Annotated in this window: 13 protein-coding genes, 1 other RNA gene and 1 pseudogene; 13 read left to right on the top strand and 2 right to left on the bottom strand. The window is 39.9% G+C overall.

The genetic code is table 11. The features are described from left to right. Positions 1–83: 83 nt before the first annotated feature. The 12 genes from rimO to lpxA all read left to right on the top strand — a co-directional run bounded on the left by rimO (position 84) and on the right by lpxA (position 12430). Entirely contained in the window at positions 84–1427 is a 1344-nt protein-coding gene (rimO, locus tag FTT94_RS01470; RefSeq protein WP_180170103.1) for a 30S ribosomal protein S12 methylthiotransferase RimO, read from the top strand. 45 nt (positions 1428–1472) lie between these two features. After that, entirely contained in the window at positions 1473–2201 is a 729-nt protein-coding gene (gene pyrH / locus FTT94_RS01465) for a UMP kinase (protein WP_078193535.1), read from the top strand. 79 nt (positions 2202–2280) lie between these two features. Beyond that, the gene (gene frr, locus FTT94_RS01460) at positions 2281–2835 is read left to right on the top strand and encodes a ribosome recycling factor (RefSeq protein ID WP_078188724.1); all 555 of its coding nucleotides are present in this window, start codon (positions 2281–2283) and stop codon (positions 2833–2835) included. A 6-nt stretch (positions 2836–2841) separates the two neighbouring features. Then, positions 2842–3597 carry a polyprenyl diphosphate synthase gene (uppS, locus tag FTT94_RS01455; RefSeq protein ID WP_111883757.1) on the top strand — a complete coding sequence of 252 codons (756 nt, stop codon included), beginning with the start codon at positions 2842–2844 and terminating at the stop codon, positions 3595–3597. After that, the gene (locus FTT94_RS01450; RefSeq protein WP_078193533.1) at positions 3598–4422 is read left to right on the top strand and encodes a CDP-archaeol synthase; all 825 of its coding nucleotides are present in this window, start codon (positions 3598–3600) and stop codon (positions 4420–4422) included. Next, positions 4423–5619, top strand: coding sequence for a 1-deoxy-D-xylulose-5-phosphate reductoisomerase (ispC, locus tag FTT94_RS01445; RefSeq protein WP_168377611.1), 1197 nt, complete (start codon positions 4423–4425; stop codon positions 5617–5619). Positions 5620–5622: 3 nt separating this feature from the next. Then, positions 5623–6978, top strand: coding sequence for an RIP metalloprotease RseP (rseP, locus tag FTT94_RS01440; RefSeq protein ID WP_180170102.1), 1356 nt, complete (start codon positions 5623–5625; stop codon positions 6976–6978). A gap of 40 nt (positions 6979–7018) precedes the next feature. Next, the gene (gene bamA, locus FTT94_RS01435) at positions 7019–9538 is read left to right on the top strand and encodes an outer membrane protein assembly factor BamA (protein ID WP_180170101.1); all 2520 of its coding nucleotides are present in this window, start codon (positions 7019–7021) and stop codon (positions 9536–9538) included. A gap of 41 nt (positions 9539–9579) precedes the next feature. Then, on the top strand, positions 9580–10080 hold the full coding sequence (locus tag FTT94_RS01430; RefSeq protein ID WP_180170100.1) for an OmpH family outer membrane protein: 501 nt from the start codon (positions 9580–9582) through the stop codon (positions 10078–10080). 3 nt (positions 10081–10083) lie between these two features. Beyond that, positions 10084–11154 (top strand): UDP-3-O-(3-hydroxymyristoyl)glucosamine N-acyltransferase, encoded by a 1071-nt coding sequence (gene lpxD / locus FTT94_RS01425; protein WP_180170099.1) that lies wholly within the window; start codon positions 10084–10086, stop codon positions 11152–11154. A 5-nt stretch (positions 11155–11159) separates the two neighbouring features. Beyond that, the gene (gene fabZ / locus FTT94_RS01420) at positions 11160–11645 is read left to right on the top strand and encodes a 3-hydroxyacyl-ACP dehydratase FabZ (protein ID WP_171263789.1); all 486 of its coding nucleotides are present in this window, start codon (positions 11160–11162) and stop codon (positions 11643–11645) included. Then, positions 11642–12430, top strand: coding sequence for an acyl-ACP--UDP-N-acetylglucosamine O-acyltransferase (lpxA, locus tag FTT94_RS01415; protein ID WP_180078389.1), 789 nt, complete (start codon positions 11642–11644; stop codon positions 12428–12430). Before fabZ ends, lpxA begins: the two co-directional genes overlap by 4 nt. Before the next feature lie 58 nt (positions 12431–12488). Here the strand turns inward: lpxA and FTT94_RS01410 are convergent. Beyond that, positions 12489–13350: pseudogene (locus tag FTT94_RS01410) on the bottom strand (YbgF trimerization domain-containing protein). A gap of 291 nt (positions 13351–13641) precedes the next feature. Here FTT94_RS01410 and ffs point away from each other — a divergent pair. Beyond that, positions 13642–13738: signal recognition particle sRNA small type (ffs, locus tag FTT94_RS01405), an RNA gene on the top strand. A 108-nt stretch (positions 13739–13846) separates the two neighbouring features. On the opposite strand, the gene FTT94_RS01400 is transcribed toward ffs, so the two are convergent. Then, positions 13847–14491 (bottom strand): regulatory protein RecX, encoded by a 645-nt coding sequence (locus tag FTT94_RS01400; RefSeq protein WP_180170098.1) that lies wholly within the window; start codon positions 14489–14491, stop codon positions 13847–13849. Positions 14492–14503 lie beyond the last annotated feature (12 nt).

Below are 14503 nucleotides of genomic sequence, written 5' to 3'. Positions count from 1 at the left end.
CGTGATATAAAGAGTGGCCTTTTCACCTGTTTTTATGTTTTGAAAAGACATACAATACGCGGATTATAGTGGAGCGCAGATTCATGAAATCCCCCAAAGTCGGTTTTGTTTCTTTAGGTTGTCCTAAGGCATTGGTAGATTCCGAACGAATTTTAACTCAGTTAAAGACTGAAGGTTATGATGTAGCATCAGATTATGATGGTGCCGATTTAGTAGTTGTAAATACCTGTGGTTTTATTGAATCTGCAGTACAAGAGTCGCTAGATGCCATTGGCGAAGCGATGAGTTCAAACGGTCGCGTAATTGTGACTGGTTGTTTAGGTAAAGACGAAGACAAAATTCGCCAAATGCACCCAAATGTCTTAAAAGTGACAGGTGCTGCGGCATATCAAGAAGTGATGGAAGCTGTGCACGAATACGTGCCTGAGCCACCGAAACACAATCCGTTTATTGATCTAGTACCTGAACAAGGTATTCGATTAACACCAAAACATTATGCTTATTTGAAGATTTCAGAAGGTTGTAACCATCGTTGCACATTCTGCATTATTCCGAGCATGCGTGGTGATTTGGTTTCTCGTCCAGTAGGTTTAGTATTGACTGAAGCTCAAGCGCTGAAAAAAGCAGGCGTAAAAGAAGTCCTTGTGATTTCTCAAGATACATCGGCTTATGGCGTAGACACCAAATACAAATTGGACTTCTGGAACGGTCAGCCCGTTAAAACCAAATTCTATGACATGTGTGAAGCATTGGGTCAATTGGGTATCTGGGTGCGTCTGCACTATGTATATCCATATCCACATGTGGATGCTGTGATTGACTTAATGGCACAAGGCAAAATCCTGCCGTATTTGGATATTCCATTCCAGCATGCAAGTCCTAAGATTTTAAAACTCATGAAACGCCCTGCGCACAGTGAAAATACACTGGAGCGTTTAAAAGTTTGGCGTGAGAAATGTCCTGATCTTGTGATTCGTTCTACATTTGTTGTGGGCTTCCCGGGTGAAACTGAAGAAGACTTCCAAATGTTGCTTGATTGGTTAAAAGAAGCGCAGCTTGATCGTGTGGGTTGTTTTACTTACTCACCAGTTGAAGGCGCGACTGCAAATGATTTGCCAGATCATGTGCCTGAAGAAATCAAGCAAGAGCGTTATGAGCGTTTCATGCAAGTTCAGCAAGAAATCTCTGCTGCAAAATTGCAAAGCCGTATTGGTCAGAAAATGACAGTACTTGTGGATGATCTTGAAGAAGAGTTCCCAGTTGCTGTTGCGCGTTCTTATGCAGATGCACCTGAAATTGATGGTAATGTTTTTGTTGAGGATATCGATAAGTCAGTGATTAAAGCAGGTGATTTACTTGAAGTAGAAATTACAGATGCAGATGAATATGACTTATTTGCAAAACTGATCTCGGTTAAGTCTGCTTAAACGATTCATTAAAAATAATTGAAATTAAATAATTCGGAGTTGATGATGCTTGATTCTAAAAAACCACGTTTTGGTCGCATCCTGCTTAAGCTTTCAGGTGAAGCTTTAGCGGGCAATAAAGAGATGGGTATCGATGCACAAGTGCTCGATCAAATGTCACTCGCAATTGCGCACCTTGTTGGTTTAGGTGTTCAAGTGGGTATCGTTGTCGGCGGTGGTAACCTTTACCGTGGTAGCCAATTACAAAAAGATGGTTTGGTTGGCCGTGTAACAGGTGATCAAATGGGTATGTTGGCCACTGTAATGAACGGTTTGGCACTTCGTGATGCTTTGGTACGTCGTAATATCAAAACTCGTCTAATGTCAGCTTTACCCATTGGTGCAGTAGTTGAATCATACTCTAGCCGTGATGCAATTCGTCATTTAACTCGTGGCGAAGTTTGTGTATTTGTTGCAGGTACGGGTAACCCATTCTTTACGACAGATACAGCAGCATGCTTACGCGGTATTGAGATTGAAGCCAATCTTATCCTTAAAGCGACTAAGGTTGATGGCGTATACAACAAAGATCCAAGCAAATATGAAGATGCAGTGAAATACGATGCATTAACATTTGACCAAGTTTTAGATGAAAAACTGGGTGTGATGGATTTAACAGCGATTTGCTTGTGCCGTGACCACAACGTTCCACTTCAAGTATTTGATATGAACAAATCAGGTTCATTACTTTCAGTGGTAATGGGTGAAAAAGAGGGTACTCACGTTACGAACTAATGTACGTGGGCCCTAAAGCTCTTTATACTACAAGCTATTTTAGAATTTACATCTTTTCGAATTAAGTAAGGAAGATCACATGATTAACGATCTTAAAAAAGACGCAGAAGACCGTATGAACAAATCTCTAGATTCTCTAGAGCATGGTTTTGCTAAAGTTCGTACAGGGCGCGCGCACCCATCAATTTTAAATGGTGTTATGGTTCCTTACTATGGCTCTGATGTGCCATTAAACCAAGTAGCGAACGTGGGTGTAGAAGATTCTCGTACTTTACTTGTTCAGCCTTTTGAACGTTCAATGGTTGCTGCAATTGATAAAGCAATCCGTGAATCTGACTTGGGCTTAAACCCGATTACTGCTGATGCCATCCGTGTTCCTATGGCCGCATTGACAGAAGAAACACGTAAAGACATGCAGAAAGTTGCACGTAACGAAGCTGAAAATGCAAAAGTTGCGATCCGTAACATCCGTCGTGATGTTTTGGGTGATATCAAAGCATTGTTGAAAGAAAAAGAAATTTCTGAAGATGATGAGCGTCGTGCGGGTGATGACATTCAAAAAATCACAGACAAATTCGTTGCTGAAGTTGAAAAACGTCTGGCTGCAAAAGAAGCTGAATTGATGAAGGTCTAAGTTTTAATGACCTCATCTGAAGAAACTTCCCGTCTTCCAAAACATGTTGCCATCATTATGGATGGCAACAATCGTTTTGCCAAAAAGAATCAAATGCAAAAAGGTGAAGGGCATCGTTCTGGAAAGGACATCCTAGATCCCATCGTTGAACATTGTCGTAAAAGAAATATCCAAGCACTGACGGTTTTTGCTTTTTCGAGTGAAAATTGGAATCGTCCTCAGTTTGAGGTTGATTTGTTGATGGCTCTTCTTGAAGAAACCATTCATGAACAGTTGCCACGCATGGAAAAATTTAACATTTCCCTACGTTTTATTGGTGATCGTTCTCGTTTATCTCCTAACTTACGTGACTTAATGTTGCAAGCTGAACAAAGGACTGCTAATTTCGACAGCATGACTTTAACTATTGCAATTAGTTACGGTGGTATGTGGGATATGGCACAGGCTGCAAAACAAATCGCAGCAGATGTTTTAACTAACAAAATAAATCTTGAAGCAGTGGATGCTGAAGTCTTTGGTCAATATGTCAGTTTAAGTGATCTACCTCCGGTAGATTTGTTAATTCGTACAGGTGGTGATTTCCGTCTTTCGAACTTCTTGCTTTGGCAAGCTGCGTATGCAGAACTTTATTTTACCCAGACATTATGGCCTGAATTTACCATTGAAGAATTTGATGACGCACTAGCAGTATTTGGTGGTCGTGAACGTCGTTTTGGTAAGACCTCAGAGCAGATTCAACAAGAGCAGTTTGAGAATAAATAAATGTTAGAGCGGATAATAACCGCATTGGTACTGGTTTCAGTTGTATTGAGTTGCATGTTTGCAACCGAGTCTAAATACCCAATGCTTGTGCTGATGATTATTGCATCAGCTGTCGCTGGTTATGAGTGGTTTAAACTCATGCCGCGTAATACACAAAATGTGATTAAACCTTTCGCTTGGGGCTATGGTCTAGTCACTGCTATTCTTTCAGCACTAGCATTGCATTTTACAGATGTTGCATTACTGCTTTGGGCGGCTTCGATTTTTACTTGGATCTTAAGTGTCTATTGGGTGAAGTCTTATCCTGATTACGATAACTGGTATAACCCGAGTCTGAGTGGTATTGGTTTAGTCTTAGTTCCTGCTGCGGTAACTGCTATTTTTTCTGTGTGGATGAACTCACCTTGGTGGCTCATGTATCTGTTCCTGTTGGTATGGGGTGCAGACAGTGGTGCATACTTCGTGGGACGTAAATTTGGTAAGAAAAAACTTGCACCAGATGTGAGCCCAAATAAATCGATCGAAGGTTTATATGGCGGTCTATTCACTGCAATGCTAATTGTTATTGTTGTTGAAATTATTTATCTTGATTTAAGCATCGCTGAACATATTTTATTTTTAATACTTTCAGTAATAACAGTATTTAGTTCAGTACTTGGTGATTTATTTGAATCGATGATCAAGCGTCGTGCAGGGATCAAAGATTCTGGTCGTATTCTTCCCGGACATGGTGGTGTGCTGGATCGTATTGACTCGTTGCTTGCTGCAGCACCTATCTTTGCGGCAGGTATGTATGTTTTAAAATTAATTGGCGTAGATTTATAGATGTCACAATCTGTTTGTATATTGGGTGTAACAGGATCCATTGGTCAAAGTACTTTAAAGATTCTGCAACAGCACCCCGAAGAGTATTCAGTTTTTGCAGTCACTGCACATAGCCGAATTGTAGAACTTGTCGAAATATGCAAACAATATCGACCGAAAATCGCAGTTGTTCCATTCAATAAAGTGGATGAACTGCGCCAATTACTTGTAGCTGAAAAATTAACTGATATTGAAATCCTGCATGATGAAGCAGGATTAATCGCAGTAGCAGAACATCCACAAGTTGATGTGGTCATGGCAGCTATTGTGGGTGCGGCAGGATTGCTACCGACATTGGCTGCTGCGAAAGCGGGTAAACGTGTCTTACTGGCAAATAAAGAAGCGCTGGTGATGTCGGGTGACATCATGATTCAGACCGCACGTGAAAATAATGCTTTGTTACTGCCGGTCGATTCTGAACATAATGCAATCTTCCAGTGCTTGCCTGAAACTTATCTACAAGGTGAGCGTCATGGTCAGCCAAAATTGGGTGTCAAACAGATTTTACTCACCGCATCTGGTGGTCCATTTTTACATCATAGTTTAGAACAATTACAAAGTGTAACGCCTGCTCAAGCCTGTAAGCATCCAAACTGGTCGATGGGGCAAAAAATTTCTGTTGATTCTGCAACGCTGATGAATAAAGGCTTGGAATTGATCGAAGCCTGTCATCTTTTTGCAGTTGAAGAACAATTTGTAACAGTTGTTGTCCATCCACAGAGTATCATTCATTCAATGGTTCAATATGTAGATGGTTCGACTTTGGCGCAAATGGGTAATCCTGATATGTGTACGCCTATTGCTCATGCATTAGCGTGGCCAAAGCGTATTCAAACACATGTGCCTCCATTAGATTTATTTGTTCATTCACAGTTAAACTTTGAACAGCCTGATATACAGCGATTCCCAGCACTAAAATTAGCACGTCAAGCCATGAAGGCTGGGGGCTTAGCTCCTACGATTTTAAATGCAGCCAATGAAATCGCCGTGGCAGCATTTTTGCATGAGAAAATTGGCTTTACTCAAATCCCTCAAATTGTGGAACATGTGTTGGGGCAAGTTGAAAACTCAGCTGCAAATAATATTGATGTTATTTTGCATGCAGATAAATCGGCACGTATGGTTGCTGAAAAAGCAGTATTGAATTCAGGAAGTTAAGACATGAATGCCTTGTTTATGATTATTGCAGCAATATTGCTACTTGGACCGCTGATAGCGATTCATGAATTTGGGCATTATTTCGTTGCACGTAAACTGGGCGTAAAGGTTTTGGTGTATTCGATTGGTTTTGGCCCAACACTACTTAAGTGGACGTCAAAGAAGTCGGGTATTCAATATCAACTGTCTGCATTACCACTAGGTGGTTATGTCAAAATGTTGGATGAACGAGAAGGTGATGTCGCAGCAGAAGACTTACCAAAAGCATTTAACCGACAACACCCTTGGAAGCGTATTGCAATTGTTGCGGCAGGGCCACTCATCAACTTGGCTTTTGCTGTGGTGTTGTTTTGGATTTTATTTTTACCTGCACAGGAACAGCTGAATACGCGCGTAGGTAAAATTTTACCAAATACACCAGCAGCGGCTGCGCAAATGCAGTCTGGTGATAAAATTACTGCCGTAGATGGCACTCAAGTATCCACTTGGGAGCGCTTGAATTATGCCTTGGTTGATCGTGTGGGTGAAACTGGCAACATTCAAATTCAAGCTGAACGTGTAGGGCAAATTCAAAACTTCAGTTTACCGATTCAGAGTTTTTTACGCGATCAAACTCAGTCACCACTCGATGTTCTTGGTTTTACGCCATATCGTCCTGAAATTCCTGCAGTGGTTTCAAAACTCAGTGAAGATGGCGCAGCGATTCGCCAAGGGATGCAAGTGGGTGATCGAATTGTTTCGATTGATGGCGTAAAAATGAAAGACTGGTTTGATGTTGTACAAGTTGTACAAGCTTCTCCAGAAAAGTTACTTAAAATTGATGTTTTACGACAAAATAAAATTGTGCATTTAAACGTGATGCCGCAAGGTAAGCGTGACCAAATGGGTAAAGTCACAGGGCTTTTAGGTGTACAAAGCGATCCGGGTAAAGTCAATATTCCAGCCGAATACAAACAAACCATTCAATACACGCCTGTAGAGGCGATGGGAAAAGCGGTAGAAAAAACAGGTCAGATCTCTAGTATGATCCTGAATTCTATTGTAAAAATGGTGCGTGGTTTGGTGGGTTTGGATAATTTATCTGGTCCGATTACCATTGCGAAAGTGGCTGGACAAAGTGCTGAAATGGGGTGGCAAACCTTCATTTCATTTATGGCACTGATGAGTGTGAGTTTAGGTATTTTAAATTTACTACCGATTCCTATGCTCGATGGCGGTCATTTAATTTACTATTTTATTGAATTAATTCGTGGTAAACCTGTTTCTGAACAAATACAATTGGTTGGATTAAAAATTGGTATGGTATTGCTGGGTAGCATGATGCTACTGGCTCTATTCAATGACATTATGCGTTTATAAGAACGTTATACGAAATAAATTAACAGCGGAAAAGACTGGCATGCAGCACAAACATTTATTTATGCCATTGGCACTGGTTAGTGCTATGGCCGTAGCACAACAAGTATATGCAGCAGATGATTTTGTAGTACAAGATATTCGTGTTGATGGCTTAGTGCGTTTAACTCCTGACAATGTAGCCGGAATGATCCCATTCTCCGCTGGTGATCGTGTCAATGATCAAATCATTTCAAACTCAATTCGTAGCATGTTTGCATCGGGTTTGTTTGATGATGTGAAGTCTACACAAGTCGGTAATACCCTTGTATATACAGTGGTTGAACGTCCAGTTATTTCTAAAGTTGAGCTAAAAGGCAATAAACTTATTCCTAAAGAAGCCTTGGAAGAAGGCTTAAAGAAAATGGGTCTGTCCGAAGGTGAAGTTTTAAAGAAATCATCTTTGCAAACGGTTGAAACTGAATTAGAACAACAGTACATGCAGCAAGGTCGTTATGATGCTGATGTCAAAGTGATTACAACCGCTCAACCAAACAACCGTGTTAATGTCTTAATCGAGTTTGAAGAAGGTCAATCTGCCAAAGTATTTGATATCAATATCATTGGTAATACGGTCTTTAAAGAAAGCGAAATTAAACAAATTTTTGCATTAAAAGAAAGTGGTTGGAACTCGATCATTTCTCGTAATGACCGTTATGCACGTGAAAAGATGGCTGCGAGTTTAGAAGCTTTACGTGCGATGTATCTCAACAAAGGTTACATCAACTTTAACATTACCAATTCAAGTCTGAATTTGAGTGAAGATAAAAAACACGTCTTTATCGAAGTTTCGGTGGATGAAGGTGAACAATTTAAGTTTGGTAAAACTCATTTCTTAGGTGATACGCTTTATACGCAAACTGATTTAAACGCTTTAAAACTCTATAAAGATGGCGATTTATATTCACAAGAAAAAGTGAATGGTGTGAAACAACTTTTACTTCGTAAATACGGTAACGCAGGTTACTACTTTGCAGAAGTGAACATTGTTCCTGAAATCAATAAAGACACCAAATTGGTTGATTTAAATTACTATGTGAATCCGGGTCAGCAAGTCACTGTTCGCCGTATTAATTTCACAGGTAACTCGAAAACAGCTGATGAAGTTCTACGTCGTGAAATGCGTCAAATGGAAGGTGCATTAGCAAGTAACGAAAAAATTGATTTATCTAAAGTGCGTTTAGAACGTACTGGTTTCTTTAAAACCGTTGATGTTAAGCCTGCACGTATTCCGGGTACCCCAGATCAAATTGATTTAAATGTAAATGTTGAAGAGCAGCATTCGGGGACAAGTACTTTAGCTGTTGGTTTCTCACAAAGTGGCGGTGTAACTTTCCAAGCAGGTTTGAGTCAAACCAACTTCTTGGGTACAGGTAATGCAGTTTCTATCGATTTGTCTCGTTCAGAGACTCAAGATTATTACAACCTCAGTGTAACTGACCCATACTTCACTATTGATGGTGTACGCCGTGGTTATAACTTGTACTACCGTAAAACCAAGTTAGATAACGACTATAACGTTAACAACTACGTCACTGATAGTTTTGGTGGTGGTATCAACTTTGGTTATCCGATCGATGAAAACCAAAGTATCAGTATGGGTTTAAACGTAGACCAAACTGACGTGACTACAGGTCCATATGTTTCTACATATGTGCGTGATTACTTACTTGCAAATGGCGGTAAGGCAACACATTCAACTAGCTATTGTCCAGTTGACTTAGTACCAATTAAAGATGCTGATGGCAAAATTACAGGTTATGAGCCATGTTCAGTGCCTGAAATAACTTATAATGATGAATTTAAAGGTGATTTCTTAACCTATAACTTAAACTTAGGTTGGTCGTATAATACGCTAAACCGCCCTGTATTCCCAACTTCAGGTATGTCACATCGTGTAAATACTGAAATTGCCTTACCGGGTAGTGATGTTGAATATCAAAAAGTCACTTACGATGCACAAGCTTATTTCCCACTAGGTAAAGACTTTGTATTACGTGGTTACGGTAAGTTAGGCTATGGTAATGATTTACCGTTCTATAAAAACTTCTATGCAGGTGGTTTTGGGTCGGTACGTGGTTATGACAACAGCACTTTAGGTCCAAAATACGATGGTGTTTACTATCAAGGTATTGGTAAAGAAGATTTGGATTTTGAGGAAGTGGGCGGTAATGCACTTGTCCAATTTGGTGCTGAATTAGCCTTACCAGTGCCTTTCAAAGGCGATTGGGCGCGTCAAGTACGTCCAGTATTGTTTGCTGAAGGAGCACAAGTATTTGATACCCAATGTGACGTTCCAGCCGCGGATAGTGTATTGGTTAAAGATGGTCAAACATATAACGCTCGTGAATACTGTAAAGATAACTACGGCTTTGATATGAATAATATGCGTTATAGCGTTGGTGCTGGCTTTACTTGGATCACGATGATTGGTCCAATTTCACTGAGTTATGCATTCCCGCTGAATGACAAAGCTGGCGATGAAACAAAAGAAATTCAATTCGAGATTGGTCGTACGTTCTAAGTACGACCCTTCTGGGAATAACAAAATTACAGGTTGATAAGATGAATAAATTATTTGCTGGTTTGGCGGTATTGGGTATGTCATGTTCTGCTGTGGTACATGCAGCAGGTTACGGTGTGGTTGATTTAGAAAAGGTGGTGGATCAAAGCACTTATATAAAACAACAAAATGCTCAAATTCAACAGCAATTGAAACCACAAACCACTAAAATTGAATCACTTGCTAAAGAGCTGGAAGCAATGCAACAAAAAGCTCAGCAAGGTGGTGATAAGTTGACTGCTGCGCAAAAGCAGCAAATGGGTCAACAGTATCAAACTAAACTTAAAGAGCTGACTGATTTACAGCAAAAAGTTCAAGCTTCGGTTCAAGGTAATATCCAGTCCTTAAATCGCACGATGGATACTCGAATCAAGAAAGTTGCAGAACAATTGCGCACAGAAAATAAGTTAGATGTTGTTTTGAATAAAAATTCAGCACTTGCGTATGACCCTAAGTTTGATTTAACTGATAAAATGATTCAAAAGGTTAATGCAATTAAATAATCAATGAATTCTCAAAAATTCAGTTTAGAAAAGCTTGCTCAACTTGTTCAAGGTCAATGTATTGGTCAGCTAGACTTGCAATTCAGCGGAATGGCAAGTTTGGAGAGTGCTCAACCACATCAGCTTGCATTTTTAAACGCAGATAAATATCTGAATGAAGCTCAACAGTCTAAGGCTGGTGCGCTGATTGTGACTGCAGACATGCAGTCACAAATCCCTTCACAGCAAAACTTTATTGTTGTACCCAATCCGTATTTGGCTTTCGCTATTCTAACGCATGTTTTTGAAAAAAAATCTGTAGAAATAGGAATTGAAAGTACTGCTCAAATTCATCCTTCAGCAATCATTTCTGATACTGCTTATATTGGGCATTATGTGGTGATTGGTGCGAATAGTGTGGTGGGTGAAGGGACGCGCATTGAATCCCAAGTGAAGATTGATCATGGTGTTGAAATTGGTAAAGATTGTTTTATCGATTCGCATGTGACAATTACTGGTGAAGCCAAGTTAGGTGATCGTGTACGTATCCATGCAAATACGGTGATCGGTGGTGAAGGATTTGGTTTTGCGCCTTATCAAGGGAAATGGCATCGTATTGCTCAATTAGGTTCTGTACGTATCGGGAATGATGTGCGTATTGGTTCAAATTGTAGTATCGACCGTGGTGCTTTAGATGACACAATTTTGGAAGATGGTGTCATTATTGATAACCTTGTGCAAATCGCGCATAACGTCAAAGTTGGTGCAAATACGGCAATGGCTGCGAAATGTGGTATTGCCGGTAGTACAACTATTGGCAAAAATTGTGTGCTAGCAGGGGCTGTTGGTATCGTAGGTCACATTAATATTGCAGATAATGTGACAATTACCGGTATGTCAATGGTCACAAAAAGTATTTCCGTTGCTGGGAGTTATTCTTCAGGTACGCCAATGCTTGAAAGTGGTTCTTGGAAAAAGGCAGCAATCCGCTTTAAACAATTAGCAGATGTGCCATTGACCCAATTGGTCAAACGACTTGATCATATGCAGTCTCAAATTGAGTCCCTTGAATCAACATTTAAATTGCGTAAATAATTATGATGACAGAGTCGAATACCCCAGCTTTCACAAAACCTGAATTACCAATGACTATTCAGACTATTCGTGAATATTTGCCACATCGTTATCCGTTTTTATTGGTTGATCGTGTTGTTGAAGTGACTGACAACGGGATTGTAGGCTATAAAAATGTAACGATTAACGAAGAATTCTTACAAGGCCATTTCCCTGAATACCCAATTATGCCGGGCGTGCTGATTGTTGAGGCATTGGCGCAAGTATCGGGTATCTTAGGTTTCATTATGAATAATGAGAAACCTTCAGCTGGTTCGTTGTTCTTATTTGCTGGTGCAGAAAAGGTCCGATTTAAAAAACAAGTCGTTGCAGGCGATCAACTTGTATTAAAATCAGAATTAGTGATGCAAAAGCGTGGCATTTACAAATATAATTGTGTTGCCACTGTAGATGGCGTAGTCGCAGCAACCGCGGAAATTATGGTTTCGCATCAGAAAACAGAGACAGCATGAGCAATAACGAATTAATTCATCCTACCGCCATTATTGACTCATCAGCAGTAATTGCTCCGGATGTGCAAATTGGACCATATTGTATTATTGGTCCTAAAGTCACAATTGGAGCGGGTACTAAACTGCATTCACATGTTGTGGTGGGTGGTTATACCCGTATTGGTCAACATAACGAAATTTTTCAATTTGCCAGTGTTGGTGAAGTTTGCCAAGACTTGAAATATGCTGGTGAAGAAACGTGGTTAGAAATCGGTGATCATAACTCGATTCGTGAACACTGTAGTTTACACCGTGGTACTGTTCAAGATCAGGGTCTAACTAAAGTTGGTAGTCATAATTTATTGATGGTGAATACACATATTGCACATGACTGTGTGGTAGGTGATCATAATATCTTTGCTAATAACGTCGGCGTTGCAGGTCATGTCCACATTGGTGATTATGTCATCGTAGGTGGTAACTCTGGTATTCATCAATTCTGTAAAATCGATTCTTACAGTATGATTGGTGGTGCATCTCTTATTTTGAAAGATGTACCTGCTTATGTCATGGTATCTGGTAATCCAGCCCATGCTTTTGCCATGAACATTGAAGGAATGCGTCGTAAAGGTTGGTCTAAAAATGTGATTCAAGGTTTACGTGAATCTTTTAAATTGATTTATAAAGATGGCTTAACGACGAATGAAGCGATTGAACGTATTCGTACTGAAATTTTGCCTGAAGTGGCAGAGGCGCAATTGTTGATTGACTCACTTGAGCAGTCTAAGCGCGGTATCGTACGCTAAATGCTGCGAATAAAAAAGACACCTTATAAGGTGTCTTTTTTTTGCGTTAAAAAAAGTCCTATTTTTTAACAAAGCCTGCTTCTTCAGATTTTGGATACTTTTGGGTAAGCTTGGTTTTGAGCTGCGTTGCTAAACTGCTGTTTCGATCTACGTCTTTTGCAATGCTATACAGTTGATATAACGCTCTAGGTGCACGAGTCGACTCAGGGTATTGATCTACCACGATACTATAGTTCTTTTTCGCTTCTGCGTAGTTGGTCGGTTCAACAGCAAGGTTGAACTCAGCTAACCAAAAATATGCATTGCTAATGTAGACGCTATTAGGATTATTCTTAATAAAGTTTTTCATTGGTGCAATGGCTTTTTTCGCACCACCTTGTTTATATGCATCTAAAGCAACGGTATAAGCTGCTTTCTCAAGCTCAAGTGAGTCACCACCTGCATTTACAGGTTGTTTTGCAGATGAGCTTAATGTTGCTTGGGTCGTAGGTTGTTTAGCTGGTGTAGGGGCTATATTAGCTGCTACTGGGTGCAGTACCTTGTTGGTTATCCTCCGCAGCCTCTGTGTCTTCACTCGGATCTACTTTTTGTTGGAGTAGCTCTAAACGTTGATCTAAATCTGCATAGCGGTTTGTAAGTTCACTTTTTAATTGTTCGATAATATTGTCTTGCTCTTCCATTTTACCGCGTAAGCTACGCAATTCATTTTCGAGCTGTTGGTTCTTCTGCATGAGCTGCCAATTCAAATTGGTTGGCGTAGGGGTAGAGCCAGCACCTGTTTGAATGGCTGTATTATTTGCTGTATACACAGTGCCATTATCTGCGCCACTCAAACCACGAGATTCAATTGGAATATTGGCAAATAGCGTACCTGAGCAAGTCAATGTAAGGGCACACAATACATGCTGTTTAAACATCATAAAAATTCCATGTAGTTGCAAGCATGTCCGTATTGAATAGTTTTATTACAGACTGCTTTAGATAAAACGATAAGCACATTAAAAACGCCAAAGTTCTGAATTGCAATAAGCTTTTACAATCTTGTTGTGTATTAAAGTAAAAGTATAGTGATGATGTTTCACGTTTTCTACATCATCGACCATCATATTGATTTATAAATAATCAAACAGTGGTTTCTACTCAGGAATTCTTGGTTTTAGTCTTGCATGTTTATCAAAAATCTCTATACTCTGTTCTTGCAATGGTAGCCCTGCCGGTTACTTCGCAATTGTACTCTACAAACCCCGCCAGGACCGGAAGGTAGCAACGGTAGTAGAAATATGATGTGCCGAAGTCTTGCTGGTAGGGTTGCCACCAGTTTCAATAATAATAAATTAAACTTCCTCTCATTTTTTTTAATCCTAGATTCTTCTTTATTTTAGTTTTATTAATTCTTCATTTAGATCTATATCTTTGTTATTCGTCATCAAATTCTTTACGTGCAATCACTTTAAAAATTGTATCGAGATCGAATCCTCGATATTGTAAAAAACGTATTTGTTTGGCTTTTTGTTTTGGATCACGTTCAACAGTTTTGCCAAATTTTTTGATCTTGAGCTGGTAGGCTTCGGCGACCCAATCTGTTTCTTTTAATTCATCCTGAATTAATTCACTGTCTACTTTTTTATTTTTTAAAGCGAGCTTTATACGGTTGGGGCCTTTACCTTTACGTTTTTGACTCGACAACAGCATTTCTGCTACACGCTGATCGCTTTGATAGTTCTCACGTGCGAGTTCTTCCACCAAGTGTATGACTTCTTCACGACTATCCGCATACAGTGCTAATTTCTCGATTAAATCCGCTTTTGAGTATTCTTTACGTGTGAGTACTGCAAAGGCGTAGGAGCGTAAACGAGAGCCGCGCAGACCTGGTTTTTTTTCAGTATGAACATCTTTACCATTGGCATCAAAATGCAACGCAGAGTGATCGGTCACCGAAGTATTGTCATGTGAAATGTCAGTTTGTGCAGCATGATTTGCGCAAGGAGGTTCTTCAGCTTCAGTAAACTGTTGTTTCAGTGCTTCATAGTCGAGCAAGAGTGGAAAATGGTCTTTAGTCATGGGGTCATTTTA

The sequence above is a fragment of the Acinetobacter sp. YH12027 genome, from assembly GCF_013420085.1.
In the GTDB taxonomy this organism is placed as follows: Bacteria; Pseudomonadota; Gammaproteobacteria; order Pseudomonadales; family Moraxellaceae; genus Acinetobacter; species Acinetobacter amyesii.
Note: the sequence above shows the minus strand (reverse complement) of the source record. Positions and strands in the feature narration are given on the sequence as shown.

Coding starts and splice junctions, on each gene's coding strand:
- rimO (WP_180170103.1), top strand. CDS start 84: ATGAAATCCCCCAAAGTCGGTTTTGTTTCTTTAGGTTGTCCTAAGGCA.
- pyrH (WP_078193535.1), top strand. CDS start 1,473: ATGCTTGATTCTAAAAAACCACGTTTTGGTCGCATCCTGCTTAAGCTT.
- frr (WP_078188724.1), top strand. CDS start 2,281: ATGATTAACGATCTTAAAAAAGACGCAGAAGACCGTATGAACAAATCT.
- uppS (WP_111883757.1), top strand. CDS start 2,842: ATGACCTCATCTGAAGAAACTTCCCGTCTTCCAAAACATGTTGCCATC.
- FTT94_RS01450 (WP_078193533.1), top strand. CDS start 3,598: ATGTTAGAGCGGATAATAACCGCATTGGTACTGGTTTCAGTTGTATTG.
- ispC (WP_168377611.1), top strand. CDS start 4,423: ATGTCACAATCTGTTTGTATATTGGGTGTAACAGGATCCATTGGTCAA.
- rseP (WP_180170102.1), top strand. CDS start 5,623: ATGAATGCCTTGTTTATGATTATTGCAGCAATATTGCTACTTGGACCG.
- bamA (WP_180170101.1), top strand. CDS start 7,019: ATGCAGCACAAACATTTATTTATGCCATTGGCACTGGTTAGTGCTATG.
- FTT94_RS01430 (WP_180170100.1), top strand. CDS start 9,580: ATGAATAAATTATTTGCTGGTTTGGCGGTATTGGGTATGTCATGTTCT.
- lpxD (WP_180170099.1), top strand. CDS start 10,084: ATGAATTCTCAAAAATTCAGTTTAGAAAAGCTTGCTCAACTTGTTCAA.
- fabZ (WP_171263789.1), top strand. CDS start 11,160: ATGACAGAGTCGAATACCCCAGCTTTCACAAAACCTGAATTACCAATG.
- lpxA (WP_180078389.1), top strand. CDS start 11,642: ATGAGCAATAACGAATTAATTCATCCTACCGCCATTATTGACTCATCA.
- FTT94_RS01400 (WP_180170098.1), bottom strand. CDS start 14,491: ATGACTAAAGACCATTTTCCACTCTTGCTCGACTATGAAGCACTGAAA.